19 protein-coding genes and 2 pseudogenes are annotated in these 22,503 nt (G+C 64.5%); 8 read left to right on the plus strand and 13 right to left on the minus strand.

From position 1 onward, the window contains the following. Positions 1 to 98: 98 nt before the first annotated feature. On the plus strand, positions 99 to 2,318 hold the full coding sequence (locus CK222_RS20355) for an OmpA family protein (protein WP_095801602.1): 2,220 nt from the start codon (positions 99 to 101) through the stop codon (positions 2,316 to 2,318). Between the two features lie 422 nt (positions 2,319 to 2,740). Here CK222_RS20355 and CK222_RS20360 read toward each other — a convergent pair whose 3' ends face one another. The 3 genes from CK222_RS20360 to CK222_RS20370 form a co-directional block, all read right to left on the minus strand. Beyond that, a complete protein-coding gene (locus CK222_RS20360; protein WP_095801603.1) occupies positions 2,741 to 3,607 on the minus strand; it encodes an NAD(P)-dependent oxidoreductase in 867 nt (288 codons plus the stop codon). Between the two features lie 104 nt (positions 3,608 to 3,711). Then, entirely contained in the window at positions 3,712 to 4,353 is a 642-nt protein-coding gene (locus CK222_RS20365; RefSeq protein WP_095801604.1) for a LuxR C-terminal-related transcriptional regulator, read from the minus strand. A 7-nt stretch (positions 4,354 to 4,360) separates the two neighbouring features. Further along, complete coding sequence (locus tag CK222_RS20370) at positions 4,361 to 5,233, minus strand: S1C family serine protease (RefSeq protein ID WP_067326816.1); 873 nt, start codon at positions 5,231 to 5,233, stop codon at positions 4,361 to 4,363. A 171-nt stretch (positions 5,234 to 5,404) separates the two neighbouring features. On the opposite strand from CK222_RS20370, the pseudogene CK222_RS20375 reads away from it, so the two are divergent. After that, a pseudogene (locus CK222_RS20375) lies at positions 5,405 to 6,335 on the plus strand (trypsin-like peptidase domain-containing protein). A gap of 15 nt (positions 6,336 to 6,350) precedes the next feature. On the opposite strand, the gene CK222_RS20380 reads toward CK222_RS20375, so the two are convergent. After that, positions 6,351 to 6,776 carry a VOC family protein gene (locus CK222_RS20380; protein ID WP_095801821.1) on the minus strand — a complete coding sequence of 142 codons (426 nt, stop codon included), beginning with the start codon at positions 6,774 to 6,776 and terminating at the stop codon, positions 6,351 to 6,353. Between the two features lie 66 nt (positions 6,777 to 6,842). Here CK222_RS20380 and CK222_RS20385 point away from each other — a divergent pair, with 66 nt between their 5' ends. Continuing rightward, positions 6,843 to 7,469, plus strand: a complete 627-nt coding sequence (locus tag CK222_RS20385; RefSeq protein WP_095801605.1) for a TetR/AcrR family transcriptional regulator — start codon at positions 6,843 to 6,845, stop codon at positions 7,467 to 7,469. Here CK222_RS20385 and CK222_RS20390 read toward each other — a convergent pair. Next, positions 7,411 to 8,358 (minus strand): LysR family transcriptional regulator, encoded by a 948-nt coding sequence (locus tag CK222_RS20390; RefSeq protein ID WP_067326806.1) that lies wholly within the window; start codon positions 8,356 to 8,358, stop codon positions 7,411 to 7,413. The genes CK222_RS20385 and CK222_RS20390 overlap by 59 nt on opposite strands. Before the next feature lie 109 nt (positions 8,359 to 8,467). Between CK222_RS20390 and CK222_RS20395 the strand changes: the two genes are divergently transcribed. Both CK222_RS20395 and CK222_RS20400 read left to right on the plus strand, forming a co-directional pair. Then, the gene (locus tag CK222_RS20395) at positions 8,468 to 9,112 is read left to right on the plus strand and encodes an FMN-dependent NADH-azoreductase (RefSeq protein ID WP_095801606.1); all 645 of its coding nucleotides are present in this window, start codon (positions 8,468 to 8,470) and stop codon (positions 9,110 to 9,112) included. 362 nt (positions 9,113 to 9,474) lie between these two features. After that, entirely contained in the window at positions 9,475 to 10,407 is a 933-nt protein-coding gene (locus CK222_RS20400; RefSeq protein ID WP_095801822.1) for a 3-keto-5-aminohexanoate cleavage protein, read from the plus strand. Positions 10,408 to 10,438: 31 nt separating this feature from the next. On the opposite strand, the gene CK222_RS20405 is transcribed toward CK222_RS20400, so the two are convergent. The 3 genes and pseudogenes from CK222_RS20405 to CK222_RS20415 all read right to left on the minus strand — a co-directional run bounded on the left by CK222_RS20405 (position 10,439) and on the right by CK222_RS20415 (position 12,070). Next, on the minus strand, positions 10,439 to 10,732 hold the full coding sequence (locus tag CK222_RS20405; protein WP_067326794.1) for an HlyU family transcriptional regulator: 294 nt from the start codon (positions 10,730 to 10,732) through the stop codon (positions 10,439 to 10,441). Between the two features lie 204 nt (positions 10,733 to 10,936). Continuing rightward, positions 10,937 to 11,608 carry a PadR family transcriptional regulator gene (locus tag CK222_RS20410; RefSeq protein WP_095801607.1) on the minus strand — a complete coding sequence of 224 codons (672 nt, stop codon included), beginning with the start codon at positions 11,606 to 11,608 and terminating at the stop codon, positions 10,937 to 10,939. Positions 11,609 to 11,748: 140 nt separating this feature from the next. Continuing rightward, a pseudogene (locus CK222_RS20415) lies at positions 11,749 to 12,070 on the minus strand (DCC1-like thiol-disulfide oxidoreductase family protein). Here CK222_RS20415 and CK222_RS32960 point away from each other — a divergent pair. Continuing rightward, positions 11,990 to 12,214, plus strand: coding sequence for a hypothetical protein (locus CK222_RS32960; RefSeq protein ID WP_245433169.1), 225 nt, complete (start codon positions 11,990 to 11,992; stop codon positions 12,212 to 12,214). The pseudogene CK222_RS20415 and the gene CK222_RS32960 overlap by 81 nt on opposite strands. On the opposite strand, the gene CK222_RS20420 is transcribed toward CK222_RS32960, so the two are convergent. The 4 genes from CK222_RS20420 to CK222_RS20435 form a co-directional block, all read right to left on the minus strand. Next, positions 12,198 to 12,491 (minus strand): GYD domain-containing protein, encoded by a 294-nt coding sequence (locus CK222_RS20420; protein ID WP_066994615.1) that lies wholly within the window; start codon positions 12,489 to 12,491, stop codon positions 12,198 to 12,200. The two genes, CK222_RS32960 and CK222_RS20420, sit on opposite strands and share 17 nt — an antisense overlap. A 203-nt stretch (positions 12,492 to 12,694) precedes the next feature. Next, the gene (gene rpoD / locus CK222_RS20425; protein ID WP_066994612.1) at positions 12,695 to 14,725 is read right to left on the minus strand and encodes an RNA polymerase sigma factor RpoD; all 2,031 of its coding nucleotides are present in this window, start codon (positions 14,723 to 14,725) and stop codon (positions 12,695 to 12,697) included. A 422-nt stretch (positions 14,726 to 15,147) separates the two neighbouring features. Next, positions 15,148 to 17,100: a DNA primase gene (gene dnaG, locus CK222_RS20430; RefSeq protein WP_095801608.1), complete on the minus strand. Its 1,953-nt coding sequence runs from the start codon at positions 17,098 to 17,100 to the stop codon at positions 15,148 to 15,150. Positions 17,101 to 17,238: 138 nt separating this feature from the next. After that, positions 17,239 to 17,601 (minus strand): RcnB family protein, encoded by a 363-nt coding sequence (locus tag CK222_RS20435; protein ID WP_066994606.1) that lies wholly within the window; start codon positions 17,599 to 17,601, stop codon positions 17,239 to 17,241. Between the two features lie 362 nt (positions 17,602 to 17,963). On the opposite strand from CK222_RS20435, the gene CK222_RS20440 reads away from it, so the two are divergent. Together CK222_RS20440 and CK222_RS20445 are read left to right on the plus strand one after the other, a co-directional pair. Next, a complete protein-coding gene (locus tag CK222_RS20440; RefSeq protein ID WP_095801609.1) occupies positions 17,964 to 19,628 on the plus strand; it encodes a Na/Pi cotransporter family protein in 1,665 nt (554 codons plus the stop codon). Between the two features lie 257 nt (positions 19,629 to 19,885). Further along, positions 19,886 to 21,067: an MFS transporter gene (locus CK222_RS20445; protein ID WP_095801610.1), complete on the plus strand. Its 1,182-nt coding sequence runs from the start codon at positions 19,886 to 19,888 to the stop codon at positions 21,065 to 21,067. 25 nt (positions 21,068 to 21,092) lie between these two features. Here the strand turns inward: CK222_RS20445 and CK222_RS20450 are convergent, their stop codons facing one another. Continuing rightward, the gene (locus tag CK222_RS20450; protein ID WP_176477686.1) at positions 21,093 to 22,469 is read right to left on the minus strand and encodes a PLP-dependent aminotransferase family protein; all 1,377 of its coding nucleotides are present in this window, start codon (positions 22,467 to 22,469) and stop codon (positions 21,093 to 21,095) included. Between the last annotated feature and the right edge of the window lie 34 nt (positions 22,470 to 22,503).

Below are 22,503 nucleotides of genomic sequence, written 5' to 3' on the forward strand. Positions count from 1 at the left end.
CCGGCCGGGCATCCTTGGCTGACAACAATGCCCGGCGGAACCAATTGATGCTGTTGAAAGTTTGGGCAGGGATGGGACCCCAGTAGGAGAAAATCGATATGAAACGCCAACCACGGATTCTGGCAGGTACGGCAATCGGCCTGCTAATGGCATCCGCGCCGTTGGGCGCGTATCCGCTGCAGGCCGATCTCGGCCCTTCGCGGGGGACGCCGTTTATCCTAGCGCAGTCGAACTGCGCCGAAGGCCAATCGGCTGAGGAATGTGCGCAAGGCCAGCAGGGGCAAGCCGAGCAGCCGAGGAAAAAGAAGCGCGAGCAGCAGACGGAATCGGCGCCGACCGAACAGTCCGCCGAGCCCGAGCAGAAGCCGCGCCGGAAGCGGCAGGACCAGCAGCAGTCCGGCCAGGCGGAAGAGGCGGCCCCGGCGGAGCAGCAGCTCAAACCGCGCAAGAAACGCGATCAACAGCAGCAGATCGAGGCAGCCCCTGCCGATCAGGGCGGACAGGCTGCGACTGACGAGCAGCAACCGCGCAAGAAGAAGCGCCAGCAGCAGACCGAAACCGGACCGGCCGAGCAGCCGGCCGAACAGGCCGCGCCGGCGAGCGACGAACAGCAGCCGCGCAGGAAGAAGCGCCAGCAGCAGCAAACCGAAACGGCGCCGGCAGAGCAGCCCGCCGAACAGGCGGCGCCGGCGAGCGACGAACAGCAGCCGCTCAGGAAGAAGCGCCAGCAGCAGCAAACCGAAACCGCACCGGCCGAGCAGCCTGCCGAACAGGCGGCGCCCGCCAACGACAACACGCCGCAGGACAAGCTGCGCAGGAAGAAGCGGGATCAGCAGCAAACCGAGACCGCACCGGCCGAGCAGGCGCCGAAGACCGAAGCTCCTGCCGGCGAGGCACAGCAGGCCGAGCCCCAGCAAAACAATCAGCAAGCAGCACCGGCCGAAGGCGAACAGCCTCTGGACAAGACCAAGCGCAGAAAGACGGTCGGCGAGCAGCCCGGCACCGGTCAGGCGGTGACGGGAGAGCAACCTTCGACCAAGCAGCCCTCCAGCGAAGGCCAAGCAACCACCCGGCCCGCTACCGGTGAGCAGCCGGCTGAAGGCGGCACGAACGCCGGCGCTGCCGCACAGGGCGAGGCCCCTGCCAACGCGAACGAGGCTCCCATCCTCGACAGCCAGAAGGATGTCGTTCGCAAGCGCAAGGGCCGCCAGCCGGCCGGCCAGAACGAGAATGGCCAGGCCGGTGTCGAGCAAGGCGGCAACCAGGCTGGACAGCAGGGCGGCAATCAGGCCGAGCAGCGGCCTGCCGCGGTCGATCAGGGGCCGCCGCCCACCGACGACAAGGCGGCCCAGCAGGCGATCAAGCCTGAGAAGCTTGTTCCGGTCACCGAGGAAAAGGGCAAGCGGATCGAGCTTACGCCCGAGCAGGTGGTCCGCGAGCGCCGCCGGCCCCAGGGCGCGGATGTGGTGAAGCAGTTCGGCGACCGCGTGATCCTCCAGTTCAACAACCAGACTTTCGTGGAAAGCAACGAGGCTCCTCGCATCACCCGTGGCGCCAGGGATGTCTATTACGAGGATCTGCCGCGCGGCCGCACCCGCGAGACCGTGGAGCGCGAGAATGGCGTCAAGATCGTCACCATCCGCAACCGCAATGGCGACATCGTCCAGCGTTCGCGCATCACGCCTGACGGGCGCGAATATGTGCTGAGCTATGTCGACGAGCGCTATTACCAGGATGTCGACGACTGGCGCGATCCAGGCGACGACCTGCCGCCGATGCGTCTCGACATATCGCGTCGGGACTACATCCTGGATTCGGAAGAAGTCGAGGATCCGGACGAGTATTACACCTTCCTCGAGCAGCCGCCGGTAGAGAGGGTGCAGCGTCTCTACTCGATCGACGAGGTCAAGCGCTCGGCCCGCGTGCGCGACATCGCCCGTCGTATCGACCTCGACACGCTCAACTTCGATTTCGGCTCGGCGACTCTTTCCGACACCGAAGTGCAGAAGCTCGAAGGCGTGGCCACCGCCATGGACAAACTTCTCAAGAAGAACCCGGCCGAGACCTTCCTGATCGAGGGCCACACCGACGCCGTCGGTACGCCTGACGCGAACCTCGCACTGTCGGATCGGCGTGCCGAGGCGGTCGCCGAAGCGTTGACCAACGCTTTCGGCGTCCCGGCCGAGAACCTCACGACACAGGGCTATGGCGAGGAATATCTCAAGGTGAATACGTCTAGCCCGAACCGCGAGAACCGTCGTGTCGCCATCCGCCGCATCACCTCGCTGGTGGCGCCTGTGGCGAGCAACGAGCAATGACTTGAAGATCCTGAGCCGATTTTCGGAATCGGCGCGACAAGATTGGGCCCGTCCGGATCCGGACGGGCCCTTTCTCTTGAAATTCAAGAAGAATTGTCCCGCTCATCCCGCCGTGCTCATTGAATCGCCGCATTGCGGCACCCAGATTCCAGTCAGGGCGTTCCCTGCCCTGTCCCGACTCCAGCGGGACACATGAGCCCCGCCGGCGCCCCTCTCCGGCGGGGCTTTATCTTGAAAATAAGTCCACCTGCCCGAAATACGGCGGAACCCCACAGAGCAATTCCAGGAGAATGCGCAGCGGTTTTCGGACTTGCGTAGATCAGGACGAAACCGCCCCTGAACATCTCAGGAAGCGTCTCGAACTCGCGTCGAATCCGTCGAAAGGCAGGAAGGGCGCCGCGGAATGAGGCGGCCGCGGGCTGTCAGTAGATCCTTCTGACCTTCGTCGGCGAGTTGGCGAACACTTCGTCCGGCACGAAAAAATCGCCGGCAAGCTGATCCGCCGCGCCTGGCGCATAGACCGAAAAGTCCGTGACGCCCTCGGCCCGCAGCACCTCTTCGTCGATGTAGAAATTGCCGGTCGCCTCGCGCGCCGGCCGCAGGAAGATCGCGCACGCGGCATCGGCCATGATGTCGGGCGAGCGGCTCATCGCAGCCACCGTGGCGCCACCCAGGAGATTGCGCACGGCGGCCGTGTCGATGGTCGAGATCGGCCACAAGGAATTGACGGCGATGCCGTCTTTGGCGAACTCGGCGCTCATGCCGAGCGTGCACATCGACATGCCGAACTTGGCCATCGTGTAGGCGACGTGGTTCTTGAACCACTTGGCCTTCATGTCGAGCGGCGGCGCCAGATTCAGGATGTGAGGATTGTTTGCCAACTTCAGGTGTGGAATGCACATTTTGGACACCAGGAACGTGCCGCGCGTGTTGATCTGGTGCATCAGATCGTAGCGCCTCATGTCGGTCTCCAGCGTGCCGGTAAGCTGGATGGCGCTGGCATTGTTGACGCAGATGTCGATGCCGCCGAACCGCTCGACGGTTTTTGCCACCGCCTCGCCGACCTGAGCCTCGTCGCGGATGTCGCAAAGCACCGGCAGCGCCTTGCCGCCGGCCTGCTCGATTTCTTCGGCCGCGCTGTAGATCGTGCCCGGCAGCTTCGGATGCGGCTCGGCGGTTTTGGCTGCAATCGTTACATTGGCGCCGTCGCGCGCCGCGCGCAGCGCGATCGCCAACCCAATCCCGCGCGATCCGCCCGAGATGAATAGCGTCTTTCCCTTGAGCGACATGTCTCGGCTCCCTCTGCAACAGTGAGGCAACTTGCGCGGCGGGCAGCCGTGGCGCAAGGCCCAACGCACCGGTCGGAGGTTACGCAGCGTCGTGCTGAAAGGGTCTAGACCAGCACCAGCCCTTGCCGCATCGCGATGGCGATCGCATCGGTGCGGTTGGCGGCGCCGAGCTTGATCAGGATCGCGGCGACGTGGAATTTCGCCGTGTGGACGGAGATGTTGAGCCGCCGGGCGATTACCTTGTTGGGCGCGCCTTCCGCCAGTAGCGCGAGCACTTCAGCTTCGCGCGGCGACAACGCCGCGCGGGGCTGGTTGTCGTCGGGCGTCTCGTCCTCGGACACCCCCGCGTGGAACTCGCCATGTGCACCAAGATCGGACGGTCCTGCCCGGCCGATGCGATAGCCGGACGCCGCCAAGCGCAAGGCGGCGGCAATCAGCAGGCCGTCGGCGGAGGCCGGCAGCATCGCAAACACATTGCCGCTTTCATGGCCGGCGCGACGCGAGAGCAGCACACATGGCGTTGCGGGGCTCACGGCCCGGCTTTCCGAAGCAGCCTCATCGACCAAGGCGACATCCGCCGTTTGACCCATGCCGCTCCCGGCGAGGATCGGCAGCAGGTCCTCGCTCGCCGCAAGCGCATCGACCAGTTGCTCGGCGCGGGCCGCGTCGCCGAGCGCGATCAGCACCGTCAGCCGGGTGCTTGCCGGCTCCGGTCGAGCAATCGTTTGTATCGCGCTGCTTGCCATCGGCCTCTCAGCTCAACGGCTTTTCGCCGATGGTGATCGAAACATCGCGCTCAGCGCCGCCGCTCAAGATACCGAGCGTCACGGTGGTGCCGGCGCTGTCCGGCCCGAGCTTGCGGATCAGCTCGCGCGGCCCATGCACGGCCTCGCCATTCCAGGTGACGATGATGTCGCCGACATGCAGGCCGGCGGCTTTCGCCGGGCCGCTGTCGTCGAGGCTCATCACCATGGCGCCGTGGGTGTCGCTGTTGCGGATCGGGTGCAGCCCGGCACCGAGATAGCCGCGCGCGACATGTCCCTTCTCGCGCAGCGTCGCAACCGCCCGCTCGATCGTCTCGTAAGGCATGACCAGCGCCCGCCGGCGCGGCCCGAACAAGAGCATGCCGATCAGGCCGCCCTTGGCATCGAGCACCGGACCGCCCTCGAAGCGGCCGCCGGCGTTGATGGCCAGATTGATGCGCCGTTCGATCGCGCCGCCGCGCATCGAGCGCCAGGCGGGCCCGACCTCGCCGACCGTGCCAAAGACCGCAAGTGCTGCCCCTTCGCTATTGCCGACGGCGATCGCCACGTTGCCGGGGCGCACGGCAGCGGCCTCAGCCAGTTGCGGCAGACCGGCGGCGGAAGCCGGCTTCAGCAGGGCAACGCCCGTCGAAGGATCTCGGCCGGCAAGCTCGGCCTTCACAGTTTCGCCCGAGGCCAGCGTCAGTTCGATCTCCTCTCCGGCTTCGACCGCTTCCTCCGCGGTAACAAAGAAGCCGTCGCGCCAGTGGAAGGCGCTCGCGGTGCGGTGGTGATGCGTAGCGAAGCTTGCCAGCGCCGGCGCGGCGGCCGCCGCGACATCGGCAACGGCATCGGAAAAGGCACTAAGGTTGAAGTTGCTCATATCGATGGTCTCCTGGGTTCTGTGACCCAGATATCGCTCCATGGCCCCGCCGCGAATACTCGCCTGACGGCTAGTCGAGTGCCTGACTGGCCATGTGGTCAGGTCGCGGCAATTGCTGCCGCTCCGCACATATAGGCATCGTTTGCGCCAGATCACACGGGAGCCCCACCCATGGCCTTCGCCGCCGAAAAACTCCGATCCGATGACGCCTTGCTCGACGCCTACTCGGCGACTGTCGCCGACGCCGTCGACCGAATCGGGCCGGCCGTGTGCCGCATCGAGCGCATTGGTGCCGGCGGCCATGGCTCGGGCTTCGTGATCGCTCAGGACGGGCTGGTCGTCACCAATTTCCACGCCGTCAACGACGCCCGCGACGTTCGCGTCACGATGCCGGATGGCGCTTCGCGCGAGGGGCGCGTGCTTGGCCGCGATCCCGACACCGACATTGCGCTGGTTCGCGCCGACGGCCCCGCTCGGCGATTCCAAGCGCCTCAGGCGCGGCCAGATCGCGATCGCCATCGGCAATCCGCTCGGCTTCGAATGGACCGTCACCGCCGGCGTCGTCTCGGCGCTCGGCCGCTCAATGCGCGCCTCGACCGGCAGGCTGATCGACGACGTCATTCAGACGGACGCCGCGCTCAACCCCGGCAATTCCGGCGGACCGCTGGTGTCGTCGGCTGGCGAAGTCGTCGGTGTCAACACCGCCATGATCCACGGCGCGCAAGGCATTGCCTTCGCGGTCGCCTCCAACACCGCCAATTTCGTCATTTCCGAGATCATCCGCTTCGGCCGCGTGCGCCGCGCCTTCATCGGCGTCTCTGCCGATACGACCAACCTGCCGCGCCGTGCCGCACTTCTCTCGCAGGTCACGACCAACACGGCCGTGCGCCTGCGCAGTGTCGAGAAGAACGGCCCCGCCGCGAGGGCTGGCCTGAAGGAAGGCGACATCATCGCCGCTCTCGACGGCCGACCGGTCACCGGCGTCGATGATCTCGTGCGCATGCTCGACGCCGAACGTATCGGTCGCGAGACGCTCTGCACCGTCGTGCGCCGCACCGGCGTCAGCCAGGTCGCCGTGACGCCGGTGGCGCGGACGAACTGAGACCCGCTGTCCGGCCTAGCTCCCGGCCGCACCTTTGGCGTATTGCGCCAGGAATTCTTCGCTCGGCGCAATAGGCTTGATCACGTCGATCAGCACGCCGTTGGGGTCCTTGGTGATGAAATGGCGCTGGCCGAAGGGCTCGTCGCGCAAGGTGCGCAGGATCGGCAGGCCTGCGGCCACGATGCGCTCATAGACGGCGTCGGGATCGCGGACCTCGAAATTGATCAGCAGGCCGGACGTGCGTCCCCGGCCCTCCTCAGGGATCGTCTCATGGTCCCCGTCGACGATGCCGAGATTGACGCGGCGATCCTCGGCCGACTGCAGATGGACGTACCAGTCGCTGTCGAACACCGCCTTGAAGCGGAAATGCTCGACATAAAAGGCCGCCGTGGCGGCGACGTCGCCGGTCATCAGCACCGGATAATAGCTGGTCGTCTTCATCTTTCTTTCTCCTGCCATCCAACATACAGTCTGTATGTAAGTGCAATTAACATACAGGCTGTATGTATGCAACCAGAGTCTGGACGCCGCTCCAACCGCGACCGCACCGAGGCAACGCGCGCCGATCTGATCCGCGCGGCGCGAAAATTGTTCACGGAAAAATCCTATGCGGAGACGGGCACGCCGGAGATCGTGGCCGCCGCCGGCGTGACGCGTGGGGCGCTCTATCATCATTTTGCCGACAAGCAGGCGTTGCTCGCCGCGGTCGTCGAACAGGAGGCAGCGACCGTCGCAGCGGAGATCGACCGCGCCTCGCCCGCCTCGCTCTCGGCCCGCGATGCCTTGATCTCCGGCTCCGGCGCCTATCTCGCCGCGATGCGCGCGCCCGGCCGCACGCGGCTTTTGCTGCTCGATGGGCCGGCCGTGCTTGGCCGCGCGGCGATGGACGAGATCGACAACCGCCACGGCAACCGCTCGCTGCGCGAAGGCCTGATCGCAGCCATGCGCGCGCGCTCGATGGTCAAGCTGCCGGCCGAGGCGCTGACCGCGGTGCTGGCCGCCGCCTTCGATCGCGCGGCTTTGGCCATCGAGGCCGGCGCATCGGCCGAGGAGTATCGCGCCGTGCTGATGGCGCTCATGGTCGGCTTGTCTCCGGCTCCTCCTCCGTCCAAACGCCCGGCTCCAGCTCGTTGAAGCAGCCGAGCTGCCGCTTGAACTCGTCGATGAGCCACGACGCCGCCGGCTTGGGGCTTCGGTCGTTGCGGTGCATCGCGTACATCGGCGCACGCACCTCGCGATAAGGCTCGAGATCGAGCTCGACCAGCCGCCCGCTGGCGATGTCGTCGGCAATCAGCCAGCGCGGCAAGCCTCCCCAGCCGAGACCCTCACGCATCAGGGCATGCTTGGTGCGCACGTCCGTCAGCCGCCAGGTGCGATAGGCAAACACGCCATAGTCGCGGCCCCGCGTCCGCTCCGACTGGTCGGAGACGACAAGCTGGATGTGGTCGCGCAGATCTTCGATCGCAATTGGCTTCGGCAGTTTCGCCAGCGGATGGTCGGGTGCGGCAGCCGGCACCAGCGAGATGAAGCCGATGCGCAGCAGATTGACGTCCGCATCGCCTTGCAGGCCGCCAAAGCCGAGGTCCGACTGGCCGTTGACGACCTGATCGACGATCAGGCCGAGCGAACCGATATAGAGGCGCAGCATCACCGCCGGGAACTGAGCCTCGAAGGCCTTGAGCACCCGCACGAGCGCCGGCGAAGGCAGCGCCACGTCGACCGACAGGTTTACTTCCGCCTCCAGCCCTTGCCTGTAGCCGTCGGCGCGCGAGCGGATGCGCTGCAGCACACCGATCATGCGCCGCGCGTCCTCCAGCATGGCCTTTCCGACATCGGTCAGTTGCGGCTCGCGCAGGCCTTCGCGCTCGAACAGTTTCAGGCCCAGTTGCGCTTCCAGGTTGGCGATGCCGTAGCTCACCACCGACTGCGCCCTGTTTAGCTTGCGCCCCGCGGCCGAGAAGCTGCCGGTGTCGGCCACCGCCACCAGGATCTGCAATTGGTCGAGCGTCGGATTTGGCTGCATGATCAATCCACATTCTCGATGGATACTATGCAAATAATACCAGTTTCCGGATAGAGCGGCAACCCCATATTGGACGGGAAAGTCAATCCAACCCAAAGGGGACACCGCCATGTCCATACTGCTTGTTACCTCCAGCCCGCGCGGCGCCGCCTCGCACTCGACCCGAGTCGCCACCGATCTTGCTCAGAAGCTGGTTGCCGCCGATCCGTCCAACACACTTGTCGTGCGCGACTTGGTCGCCGATCCGCTGCCGCATATCGATCCTGACTATGCCACCGGCATCTACACCCCGGCCGAGGCGCGCAGCCCGCGTCAGGCCGAGGTGGTCGGCGTGTCCGATGCAGTGCTGGACGAGCTGTTCGCGGCCGACAAAATTATCCTCGCCACCGGTTTCATCAACTTCAACATTTCCTCGACGCTGAAGTCGTGGATCGACCACGTCGCACGCTCGGGCAGGACCTTTGCTTATGGTGAGAATGGCCCGAAGGGCCTGGTCACCGGCAAAAAGGTCTATATCGTGCTTGCTTCGGGCGGCATCTATTCCGAGGGTGCCGCGGTGCAGATGGATCACGCCATCCCCTACCTGCGCGGCGTGCTTGCCTTCCTAGGCATGACGGACGTCGAAGTGATCCGCGTCGAAGGCGTCGGCATGGGCGCCGACGCGGTTACCGCCGCGCTTGCCAAGGCGACTGCCAAGGTGGATGCGATCGCGGCCGCGGCTGCTAACGCGGACGGGATCGCCGTGGCCGCGTAATCATTGCGCTGAGAATGAAGAAACCCTGAGAATGAAAAGGCGGGCGCCGATCGGCGCCTGCCTTTTTGCATGTTCGTCAAGCCGTGCCGATCTGGAACGACTGTTTCTTCCCGCTGGTGCTGATCACCTTCGACAATTTGAGGAAACTGCCCGAGGGGCTGACGGTGTTCGTCGGATTCACCGCCGACCAGCTGTTCACCGGGCTGACACTGGCGGCGCTGCCGAGTACCCTGTTCTATGTCGTGCTGTCGAAGCGGTTCATTTCCGGCATCACCCAAAGCGGTCGACAGGGCGCGGTCGACAGGGCGCGCTCGAACAGGGCGCGCTCGAACAGCGAAGAGATCAGATCAGGACATCAAAAAGTGGCAAGTCAGAACAAGATCATCATCACCTGCGCGGTCACAGGCTCGATCCACACGCCGTCAATGTCGCCGCACTTGCCGGTCACGGCCGAGGAGATCGCGACCGCCGCTATCGAGGCGGCAGAGGCGGGTGCCGCGATCGTCCACCTTCATGCCCGCAATCCGGTCGACGGACGCCCCGACCAGTCGATCGAGGCGTTCGCCCCTTTCCTGCAGGTCATCAAGCAGCGCTCCAACTGCGTCGTCAACATCACCACCGGTGGTGCGGCGACGATGAGCGTGGAGGAACGCGTCAGGCCCGCGAAAGTCTTCGCGCCCGAGATCGCTTCACTCAACATGGGCTCGATGAACTTCGCGCTGTTTCCGATGCTGGAGCGCTTCAAGACGTTCGAGCATGAGTGGGAGCGGCCCTATCTCGAATCGTCGCGCGACCGGATCTTCCGCAACACTTTCGGCGATATCGAGCACATATTGCGCACCTGCGCCGACAACGGCACTCGCTTCGAGATCGAGTGCTACGACATCAGCCATCTCTATACCCTGGCGCATTTCGTCGAGCGCGGGCTGGTGAAGGCACCGTTCTTCGTCCAGAGCGTGTTCGGCATCCTCGGCGGCATCGGCACGCATCCGGAGGACGTCGCCCATATGAAGCGCACGGCCGACCGGCTGTTCGGCAACGACTATCACTGGTCGGTGCTGGGCGCCGGCCGCCACCAACTGCCGATCGCCACGCAGGCGATCGCGCTGGGCGGCAATGTGCGGGTTGGCCTGGAGGACTCGTTATGGATCGGCAAGGGCAAGCTTGCCCGCTCGAGCGCCGAACAAGTAACGAAGGTCCGCCAGATCATCGAGGGCCTCGGCGCCTCGATCGCCACGCCCGACGAGGCGCGGCAGATCCTGCAGCTGAAGGGCGGCGACAAAGTCGCGTTCTGATCCCGGCAAAAAAAGAACCCTGCGGCAACGGCTATCCAAACATCCGCTCGCCCTGCTCGTCGACGAGCTGGATGCCCTTCTTGATCGAGATGTCGACCGCATCGTCCAGCCCGGCGAAACGGTCGGCGCGGATGAAGCGGTGCTCCTTCATCACGCCGTCCACTTCCTTGGAGACGACGCCGCAGGTCTGGTACTGGCCGTCCGCCTTGTAGGGCGTGGCGCTGATCAGGAAGCCCTTGTGCTCGACCTGCTTTGCCGGCTTCGCGGCTCCGGTGTCCGTCGCTTCACCACCGCCGCCGCCGAAAAGACGTTTCAGAAAAGACATAGCGCATCCTCCAACGGCAAATCGTCCTGCATCACATAGCGTGCCGCAGGACGATTTTCACTACAGCATGAACCCGAAAACTGTGCAGCGGTTTTCGGGAAGATCATGCTCACACAAAGATAAACGGGGATGACTTTTTGGAAGCCATCCCGCTTTGACGGTCATCGGTCGAGCCAGCAATAGCCCGTTCAGTGCCGGGGCGACTCAGCGACGTGAGAGGGCCTCGAGCGCTGCGGCGGCGTCTTCCAGAATGCTGATCGCCTCGGCCTGCTTGTCCTCCGGCGCATCGACGATATCGCTGAGCGCGGCGCGTAGGCGGTGGCGCAGTGCGCGGAACCGGTCGCGCTTTTCGTGACGGCCGCGCCGGCCGACGTCCTCGCCCTCGTCGTTCCAGCCAAACCAGTCGCGCGCCTTGGCCATCTTGCGGCCGAACCGCTCGAGATGGTCGAGCACGTGATCGATCATCTCGCGATTTTGCTCGAGATGCGCCCTGCCCGCCTCGGTGATTGAAAACACCTTCTTGTTGCCTTCGCTTGACGAGACGGCATAGCCGGCCTCTTCGAGAAAAGTCAGCGTCGGATAGACCACGCCCGGGCTCGGGCTGTAGATGCCGCTGGTGCGTTCCTCCAGCGCCTTGATGATGTCATAGCCGTGCCGCGGCGCCTCGACCAGAAGCGACAGCGTGATCAGCTTGAGATCGCCGTCGGCCAACATGCGGCCGGCGCGGAACATGTCGCCCGGACCGCCGCGGCCGCCGCCGCGCATGCCCTGGCCGAAGGGACCAAAGCCGCCGCCGCGACCACCGAAACGACCGGCCATGTGCATGAATATGCGCTGACCGAAATGGTTGTGCCCGAAGGGATTATGCTTGTGCATGGATCGCTCCTTGAGTTCTATCTTACGATATATCTTAGCTAGGTGGCGGGTGGAGTCAAGATATATCTTACGATGCATCTTGGTTGACGCAAGGCGAACTGCGAGGCGGTCGAATGCGCAGCGATCGCCGCGAAAACAGCCTACCAGCGGCCTTTGCGGCGGTTCCAAGCGTAGAGAAGATCGGCAAACCGATCATAGACAAAGCGCGTCAGCCGCAGCACGACCGAATTGCCGAACAGGGTGGCGAGCCATCCCTCGCCAGGCGTGAGCCGCCAGACGGCGATCGCCACATCGGCACCGACCAGCAGCTTGCCCTCGGCATCGGTCGCATGCAGCCGCCGGGCGGACATCCTCGAGCGAGGCGCCGAAGGCTGAAAGCGCTTGCGGTTCGAAATCAATGTCGCGGAATTCGACGCGGCCGGACTTGACCGCTTCAATCAGCCGCCGTTTCTGGCGGTTGATGCCGGCATCGCAGACCGGGCAGCGTGTGTTGTACCAGACAGTCAGCAACGGCTCAGGCATCGCGCGACTATCGGCGACCGAGCGCGGCACCGCAATATCAGCATCGAGCCGGGCTGTTTCCGGCGCTCTACCCCAGCGAACTGATGATCTCGCGGTAGGCGAATTCCGGAAACGCCTTCATCGTCCGCGTCCTGACATTGCCGCCCGACGACAACATCAGCGCGAAACGGGCAAGCACGGCATCGTCCGGCGCTTCGACAATGGCGACCATGTCGCATTCGCCCATCGTCAGATAGAATGCCTTGAACGATCCGCCCATTTCACCGAGCAGCTTCTTGGCGGCATCGAGCCGCTTCGGCGACTCCCGCACGTTCTTGGCGCCCAATTCGGTCCAGTTGATAAGCACGATGTAGGTTGTCATGGCACACCTCCCACCGGGAGCCACGGAGCGCAACGCCTGGCAGTTGCGGCCGGCGTCCGGGGCGGGCATCCGGCTTGTCGCCCACAAATGCATCCGACCCTGAAATTATCCTCCTGTTGAGCAAGCCCGGCAAGGCGGCATAACAAATAGGTGGAAATGAAAAAGGACGCCGAGGCGCCCGTTTTCGTATGTTGCGTTTCCGCTCAGCTGTCCAGGAAGCTTCTCAGCTTCCGCGAGCGGCTCGGGTGCTTGAGCTTGCGCAGCGCCTTGGCCTCGATCTGACGGATACGCTCGCGGGTGACCGAGAACTGCTGGCCGACCTCTTCCAGCGTGTGGTCGGTGTTCATGCCGATGCCGAAGCGCATGCGCAGAACACGCTCCTCGCGCGGGGTGAGCGAAGCCAGCACGCGCGTGGTTGTCTCGCGCAGATTGGCCTGGATCGCCGCGTCGATCGGCAGGATCGCCATCTTGTCCTCGATGAAGTCGCCGAGATGCGAATCCTCCTCGTCGCCGACCGGCGTTTCGAGCGAGATCGGCTCCTTGGCGATCTTCAGCACCTTGCGCACTTTTTCGAGCGGCATTGCGAGCTTCTCTGCCAGCTCTTCCGGCGTCGGCTCGCGGCCGATCTCATGCAGCATCTGGCGCGAGGTACGCACGATCTTGTTGATCGTCTCGATCATGTGCACCGGAATGCGGATGGTGCGCGCCTGATCGGCGATCGAGCGGGTGATCGCCTGCCGGATCCACCATGTCGCGTAGGTCGAGAACTTGTAGCCGCGGCGGTACTCGAATTTGTCGACCGCCTTCATCAGGCCGATATTGCCTTCTTGGATCAGGTCCAGGAACTGCAGGCCGCGATTGGTATACTTCTTGGCGATGGAGATGACGAGCCGAAGGTTCGCTTCCACCATTTCCTTCTTGGCGATCGCGGCCTCGCGCTCGCCCTTCTGCACCTGGTTGACGATCCTGCGGAATTCCAAGATCGAGATCGCCGTCTCGGTGGCGAGGTTCTGGATCTCGGCGCGCAGTTCCTTGATCGCGTCCTTCTCGTTCTTGGTGAACTCCTTCCAGCCGCGCGAGGTGAGATTCGCGATCGAGCGGGTCCAGTTCGGATCGAGCTCCGAGCCCTGATACTCCTTGAGGAACTCCTCGCGGCGCACGCCGTAGCTTTCGGCGAGCCGAAGCAGCTTGCCCTCGTTCTGCACCAGGCGCTTGTTGATGTCGTAGAGCTGCTCGACCAGCGCTTCGATGCGCGCGGTGTTGAGCGACAGCGACTTCACCGCCTTGATGAGTTGCTCCTTGAGCTCCTTCAGCCGGCGATCCTGGCTGGGCGAAAGCGTACCGGCAGCCGCCAGCCGGTTCTCGACCTGCTGGTCCTGCAGCTTGCGAAGCTTCTTGTAAGTGTCGGCGATGACGTCGAGCGTCTCCATCACCTGCGGGCGCAGTTCCGCTTCCATCGCGGCCAGCGACAGGCTTGCCTCGTCCTCGTCGTCTTCCTCTTCTTCCAGCCCGCGCGTGTCGCCGCCAACATTGGTGATGTCGTCTTCTTCCTCGCGCGCCGCCGAGCGGCCGCGCGGCTTCTCTTCGGCCTTGGGCGCTTCCTCGACGCGTTCGACAACCGGCGCCTGCTTGGCCTCGGGGCCGGCATAAGTCGCCTCGAGGTCGATGATCTCGCGGAGCAGGATCTTCGATTCGTTGAGCTCGTCGCGCCAGATGATGATCGCCTGGAAGGTGAGCGGGCTCTCGCACAGGCCCGCAATCATCGTCTCGCGGCCGGCCTCGATGCGCTTGGCGATCGCGATTTCGCCCTCGCGCGACAGAAGCTCGACCGAGCCCATCTCGCGCAGATACATGCGCACCGGATCGTCGGTGCGGTCGGTCGGCTCTTTCTTGGTGGTCGTGGTGGCAACGGCGGTGCCGGTCTGCTCGGCAAGCTCGTTGGCGTCTTCCTCGGAGTCGGCGCCCGCGTCGCCGCCTTCCGCCTCCTCGCCCTGCTCGTCGTCCTCGACGACGTTGATGCCCATGTCGGACAGCATGGCCATCGTGTCCTCGATCTGCTCGGATGTCACTTCCTCCGAGGGCAGCACCGAGTTCAGTTCGTCCATGGTCACATAGCCGCGCTTCTTGGCGGCCTTGATCATCTTCTTGACAGCATCATCGGAAAGGTCGAGCAGCGGGCCATCGGTGGCGCCTTCACGTTCGGTCTCGACCTCTTCCTTTTCCTTTGTCGCCATTCTTTGTCGTCTCCAAGCGGCCGAATATCGAAGCCGCGTAAACTGCCGGACCGGTCAAACCGGATGCGCTCGCCCCAGAACGCTTCTTACCGGGCCAGTGACCGCATCATCTCTTTTGTTTGCTGCCTGTCGTTGCCCCAAAACCGGTTCCACTTTTGGGCGACATGCATTAAGTCCAGATTAACCCTGGTATCTGTGGCAGGCCTTTTGCCTGTCCAGTCGCCAGAACCTTACATCGCTCAAAATTTCCCACCGACGCCGGGCACGGTTAACGTTTCGAATCGTCCTGATTCCGCCAATCTGCCAGAAGGTCAAGCGCCTCTGGCATGATTCGCATGAAAAAAGCGAATCAATTGCCCGACTTAGAGGCGTCGAATCGACGCGCCTTGAGCATTTCCACTTCATTTCGGGCCGACCTGGGCCTAAGCACGCCCAGCCCTGCCCGACGAAACGCCGAACCCTTCGATCAGCGCTTCCGTTGCCTGTACATCGTTGAATTGCGCTTGAATCTCGACGAGATGCCGGAAGTTTTCGTCCGACGGGTCTGCATCGAGCGCCGCCTGCGCCTGTTTCAGCTCCCTATGTAAGGTGCGCGCGCTGCGCTGCAAGTGCAGCGCTTGGTTGAAGGCGTCCCGGGCATCGTCAAGTCCCGCGGTTTCGAGCGCCGGCCACTGCCGCGCCCGCTTGATCAGCGCCACCGCGCGTTCCCAGATGTCGCCGCATCCGGCGCGCTCGATGGTGGCGATGACTGCGTCGCGGTCGTCGGCCGCGTCATGCGCCATCGCGTCGAGGATGGCTGCATGCAGCCGCCTGAGATCCGAATTGGCAAGATCGAGGAATTCGACATGCGCGAAATTCTCGTCGATCAGCGGCGGATGGTTGACCAGCGCCACGATGATCGTCGCCTCGCGTACCGACATGGCCTCGCCCGTGCGCTTGACCAGCGCCGAGCGGCCGAGGCTTTCGGTGATGGCGGTGCGCGCGCCCGCAGCGCTCCGGCCAAACGCCCCGCCTGGCGCCGAACCTCTGCCGCGCTCGCCTGGCCGGCCGTCCTGGCGTCCCCCGTGTAGGCCTTGCCGCGCGCCGCGCTGCGAGCCGAAGAAGCTTAGGACGCGCTCGCGCATCTCCTGCTGATAGTGGTAGCGCAGGCTTTCGTCGCGGATGCGGCCGGTAAGCTCGCGCAGCGTCTTCTCGAGCTCCGCCCGCCGCTCCGGCGTATCGAACACGCCGCCGGCCGTCTCGCGCATCCACAGAAGATCGGCGAGCGGCCGCGCTTCCGAAAGCACCGCGCGGAACGCGTCCGGCCCATCCGCTTTGACCAGATCGTCGGGGTCCTTGCCTTCGGGCAGCAGCGCGAAGCGTGCCGAGCGCCCGGGCTGCACCGACGGCAGCGCGAGGTCGGCGGCGCGCCAGGCGGCCTTCAGCCCGGCCTGGTCGCCGTCGAAGCAAAGCACCGGCTCCGGCGCCATGCGCCACAAAAGCTCGAGCTGGTTTTCGGTGAGCGCCGTGCCGAGAGGCGCCACGGCATTCTCGAAGCCGGCCTGTGCCAGCGCGATCACATCCATATAGCCTTCGACGGCGATCACCGTGCCGCCCTTGGCCACCGCTTTGCGGGCGCGGGCGAAATTGTAGAGCACGTTGCCCTTGTGGAAGAGCTCGGTCTCCGGCGAGTTCATGTATTTCGCCAAAGCGTCCGGCGCCAGCGCCCGACCGCCGAAGGCGATGATCCTGCCGCGCGAATCCGGGATCGGGAACATGATGCGGTCGCGGAACCAGTCATAGGAGACCGGGATGTCGTCGCCATGCCGGACCAGTCCGCAGGCTTCGATATCGGCCTTCGGCACCCCCTTGGCGGCGAGGTATTCCTTGAGCGCGTTGCGGCTGTCCGGCGCATAGCCGAGCCGGAAGGACTGCTGCGTCGCCGGCGTCAGACCGCGGTCGCGCAGATAGGCGCGGGCCTTGGCGCCTTCCGGTCCCTGCAGGCGCTCCTGGAAGAAGACCGTCGCCATCTCCATGACGTCGGTCAGGCTGGCGCGTTCCTTCTCGCGCTTTTCTTCTTGGGCGTCGCGCACCGGCATCGGCACGCCGGCCATCTCTGCGATCCTTTCGACCGCTTCGGGAAAGCTCATGCCGTCGAGCTCGGTCAGGAACTTGAAATGATCACCCGAGACCGAACAGCCGAAACAGTGATAGCGCCCCTTCTTGTCCTCGCAGTGGAACGACGGGCTCTTTTCGCCGTGAAACGGGCAGCACGCCCAATAATCGCCGCGCGATGCGTTGGACTTCTTCCTATCCCAGGAAACGCGTTGACCGATCACCGAAGAAATCGGCACGCGGTCGCGTATCTCGTCGAGGAAGGCGGGTGGAAAGCGCATCGGGAAAGGCTCGTTTACCCTCCATATAATCAAGCCGCTTGGGCGCGACGACTCGATAAGCCCGATCGTACCCGCTTTTCACAGACAAAAAGAAGGCGGCCGCGCGGCCGCCTTCCCGTCTTTCGGACCATTCCCCGCTCAGTGCGCGGCGATCGCGCCGAAGATGATACCGGAGACGATGCTGACCAAAAGGTAGTCGTTGCCGACGCGAATCCACTCCTGGCCGGGGCCGGGACGGCGCAGCCCATAACGGTGCCAGTCGCGAACCGCCTGATGGCGCTTCCAGCTGGAATACTTCTGCCCATTGCGCCAATGGCTGCGCTTCACCACGACCTTCTTCTTCACGACGCGCTTCTCGACATGCCGGCCCGGCTTCTGCCAGTCGACCTGTGTGTAGGTCGATTGCGTCTCGCTCGGCTGAACGAGCGGCGCCGCCTGGCCCGAAAAGGCCGAAGCGGTCAGCATCGCGGCGGTCACGGTGGAAAGTATGAGACGCTTCATGGTCAGTGCTCCTTGGTTGTCGATAGGCAAGGAGATATTCCGGCTGGCATGAACCGAAACTGAACACCTTGGTTACAATTCCGTAATGATTTCCGTTGGTTACGCAAGCAGGTTCACCAATTTACAGAAACCGGTTCAAGCCCAGGCTTCGCGTCGACGCGACATTTGCCGCCTGTCCGACCGCGATCTGCAACCAAAGCACCTTCTATCCATTTCCGACACACGCCGTCGTGTGCCGAATGTCGGCCGAATCGGGTAAAATTTATTATCCGGCTAATGTAAACTGCTTTAGTCTCGACCTTCGAAATGCTTGCGATTCGCACCTTTTTCCGCTTCCTGGCCGCCTCGTTGCGAGGCTCGGCATGAGCGGATCCGTTGTCCTTCTGCACCTTGCCGGCGCAGTGGCGCTGATGCTGTTCGCCACCCGCATGGTAAAAACCGGTGTCGAGCGCGCCTATGGCGATGTGCTGCGTCACAGGCTGCGCGCCACCATGCGCAAGCCGCTGATGGCGGTGCTGGCCGGCTGTGGCCTCGCGATCGCGCTGCAGAGTTCAACCGCCGTCACGCTGCTGGTCGGCTCCTTCGCCGGCGCCGGCATCGTGTCGGGCGCCGCCGGGCAGCTTGCCGTGCGCGGCGCCGAGATCGGCTCGGCCTTGGTCGCGAAGCTTCTTACCTTTGATCTGTCGCTCGTGGTGCCGTTGTGCCTGGTCGCAGGAACCATCATGTTCATGGCCACCGAGCGCCGCGATTGGCGTCAGACCGGCCGCATCCTTGTCGGCATCGGCCTTCTGATCCTTTCGCTGGAGATGATCGGCCAAGCTTCCGAGCCGTTGCGCGACAGCCAGCTCATGCCGGTCATCATCGACTACTTCTCCGGCGATGCGATCAGCTCCTACCTGCTGGCGGCACTGATCACCTGGCTGTTCCAGTCGAGCATCGCGGCGGTCCTGCTCATGGCCACGCTAGCCGGCCGGGGTTTGATCACTCCGGAGCTCGGCGTCGTCCTGATCCTGGGCGTCAATCTCGGTTCCTCGATCATCGCGCCGATGCTCACCCGCTCGGCAGCGGCGGAAGTCCGCATCGTGCCGATCGGCAATCTTCTGATGCGCGGGCTTGGCTCGCTCGTGATGCTGATCCTGTTCATGATTTTCAGGCCGCACTTCTCCTTCCTCGGCACGACGGCCTCCGGCCAGATCGTCAACGCCCACATCCTGTTCAACGTGATCATCCTGCTTGCCGGGCTGCCACTCGCCGGCCTCGTCTATCGCGCTTCGGAGAAGATCGTGGCGCTCGGTACTAAGCCCGAACCGGCGGCAGCGCTCGACGTGGTCGAATTGTCCGCGCTGAACGAGAGCGCGCTCGACACGCCAAGCCAGGCCTTGGCCAACGCCACGCGCGAGGTGGTCCGGGTCTGCGAGACGGTCGAGATCATGCTGAAGCGGATCATCGAGCTCTATGAGAGCGCCGACGCCGGCAAGATCAAGGCGCTGGCCGCGCTCGACGACCGGGTCGACCAGAAGCACGCCGCGATCAAGCTCTATCTGGCCAAGGTCACCAAGAACCCCCTGAGCGAGGACGAGGCGCTGCGCTGCCAGGAACTGATCGGCGCCTGCGTTAAGCTGGAGCAGGTCGGCGACATCATCGTGCGCAACATGCTTGTGCATGTCAGGAAGAAGCTGGAGCGCGGGCTGGAATTCACGCCCGAGGGCTGGCGCGAGCTTTGCGCTTTCCATGCCTCGGTTCTGGCCAATGCGCGGCTTGCCTTCAACGTGCTGGTCTCGCGCGACCCGGAAACCGCCCGCCAGTTGGTGCTCGAGAAGGACCTGCTGCGCGAGCGCGAGAAAGAGACCAGCGCCAGCCACTTCGTGCGGCTGCGCGACGGGACCGCGAAAAGCGTCGAGACCAGTTCGATCCATCTCGACACCATCCGCGACCTCAAGCAGATCAATTCGCTGCTCGCCTCCATGGCCTACCCGGTGCTGGAGGAGCGCGGGCTGCTCGGCGGCTCGCGGCTGAAGGCGAGCTAGCATCGCTGAAGGCGAGCTAGCATCGACCGACCGGCCCGCACACAATTAGCCTTCGTTCAATCCTCGCATCCGTCGGCTAGGTGACGGTGAGATTGATGACGGCTCCGACTGAGCGCCCGTACGGCACGAAGAGGGCCAGTCGAGACCACTGCCCAACCCGGTCAAGAAAACCTAAAGCGGCATCGACAATTTCTGCATTGCCCGTAGCGTCCCATCCATGGTTTGAGGCCAGCTCATTCGGGATCGCTGTCCGCGCCATGCTGCCCCTCATTGCCCTGTTCATTGCCGCCTTCGCTTTCGGCACGACTGAGTTCGTCATCGCCGGCGTGCTGCCGGAGGTAGCGCAGGGTCTGGGTGTTTCCGTGCCCACCGCCGGCTATCTCGTCTCCGGCTATGCCTGCGGCATCGCCGTTGGTGGTCCGCTCCTGGCGCTCGCAACCAGCACGGTCTCGCGAAAGTCGCTGCTCATCGCCCTGACCATTGCCTTCACTCTTGGCCAGGCCGCTTGCGCGCTGGCGCCCGATTTCACCTCGATGCTTCTCCTGCGCATTGCCACTGCAGTGGCGCATGGCTGCTATTTCGGCGTCGCCATGGTGGTCGCGGTCGGCCTGGTGCGTGAGGACCAGCGCGGCCGGGCGGTCGCGGTCATCCTCTCTGGATTGACCGTCTCCAACGTTATCGGCGTTCCGGCCGGCACCGCGATCGGCGGTCTCTGGGGCTGGCGGGCGACCTTCTCGGTGATGTGCGCGCTGGGCGTCGTCGCGATCGTTGCCATGCTTGCGCTGCTGCCCCGCACGGCAGGCGCCGCCAACCGGCCCGCCGGCCTCGCGCGCGAGGTGCGCGTCTTGGGGCGCCAGCAGGTCTGGACCTCGCTCATCCTGATGCTGATGTTGATGATCGGCCAGTTCGGCCTCTTCACCTACATCACGCCGACGCTGCTCGAAGTCACCGGCCTCCACGAAAGCCTGATCCCGTTTGTGCTGCTGCTCAACGGCGTCGGCGCGACGATCGGCGTTCTCTTGGGCGGCAAGCTTGCCGACTGGAAGCTGATGCCGTCGCTGATCGCCATGCTTTTCCTGCAGGCGGTTATGCTTGGCGTCATCTATGCGGTCAGTCCCTACCCGGTGCCGATGATCGTCGCGATCGTCATATGGGGCGGCCTCAACTTCGCCATCGGCGCGCCGATCCAGACCCGGATCCTGGCCTGGACGGCAGACGCCTCGAACCTTGCCTCGTCGCTGATTCCCTCGGGCTTCAATGTCGGCATCGCGCTCGCCGCCTCGCTGGGCGCTGCGATGCTCAATGCCGGTCTTGGCTATCGCAGCCTGCCGGTCGCCGGCGCGTTTGCCATGCTGGTGGCCCTGGCGGTCGCGCTTGCCTCGCAGGCTTGGGAATGGCGCAGCCGGGCGACGCCGCCGTTGCCGGCTGCGGCGGAATAGAGCCTTGGCGTGCCGCTCTGCCGCCTCAGACCTGAGGACGCAAGGAGCCAGAGCCGCCCGACAGGATCGACTTCAAACCGTGAAGCCCCTCCTCCAGCCTTTCGTGGCTGGATGCGGCACCCAACGCCAGCCGCAAGCCATCAGCGGCACTGGGCACGACGGAGAACTCTTCCGCCGGGCTGAGGGCCAATCCGCGACGGCGTGCGATCTCGGCGATATCCGATGAACGCAATCGCGCATCCAGCGGATACCAAAGATGCAGGCTTGATTCCGTCGAGGCGAAACCGGCCGGCAGGATCTTGCGCGCGATCGTCTGCCTGGCCTCTGCTTCGGCACGCACCGCGGCAGTGATCTCGCCGGCCAGGCCGCTTCGCACCCACTCGCAGGCGAGCCCCGTCATCAGCGGCGGCGCCATCATGGTGGTGCCCCGGATTGTCGCCGCGATCCGCTCGACGGATTTCGCGTCGGGCGCCGCCAGGAACGCCGTGCGCAGAAATGGCGAGATGCATTTCGCCAATGTAGCCAGGTGGAATGTCCGCTCCGGCGCCAGGCTGAGGAAGGCTGGCGGTGAAGCGGTCTGCAGGGGACTGTAGGGATCGTCCTCGACGATCACCAGGCCAAGCCTGCCCGCCATCCGAGCCAGATCCCGGCGCCGGCCCTCCGGCATGGTGAGCGTGGTCGGATTGTGAAGTGTCGGGTTGAGATAGAGGACGCGGGCGCCATATCGTCGCGCCGCTTCCTCCAGATGGTCGGGGCGCATGCCGTCATCGTCGCGTCCCGCCCCAGCCAGCTTTCGCCCCGTGGCCTGCGCCAGCGCGATCAGGCCGGGATAGGTCAGCGTATCGGTGAGGATCGTATCGCCCTCACGGGTTTGCGACAGAAGGACGGCGGCGAGCAGCGCCTGCGCCCCCGAACCAAGAGCCACGCGCTCGACAGGCAACCTGCCGCCGGCTGCGGCAAGCCAATACGAGCCGGCGGCGCGTTCCGCGGGAGAACCCGGGCCGGGATGGTAGGAAAGCAGTGCTTCGGCGCTGAAACGTTTGAGCAGTCCCTCGATGCCGCTCCGGATCAATGCCGGCAGGCTCAGGCCCGAAGGCGCCGGCGGAATGTTCATGCTCAGATCGAGGATCGGCTCTTCCGGCTCGCCGGGCGTGATGAAGGTGCCGCGACCGGCCGTTGCATCGATCAGGTTCCTGCGGCGGGCTTCGGTGAACGCCCGGGTGACCGTGGTCAGATCCACGCCAAGGAAGCGGGCAAGCTCTCGCTGCGGCGGCAGCCTGTCCCCCGGTTGCAGCCGCCCGATCGAGCGGGCAGCCGCAAGCGCCTCGACGATCTTGAGATAGAGCGGCCGTGAGTCTTCCGCCAAGGGAGAAAGCCAGCTGAGGTCCCCTTCACTGTTCATGCCACCGACATCCATACATTTTGTCGCATTGTAT

The organism is Mesorhizobium sp. WSM3866, assembly GCF_002294795.1.
GTDB lineage: Bacteria > Pseudomonadota > Alphaproteobacteria > Rhizobiales > Rhizobiaceae > Mesorhizobium.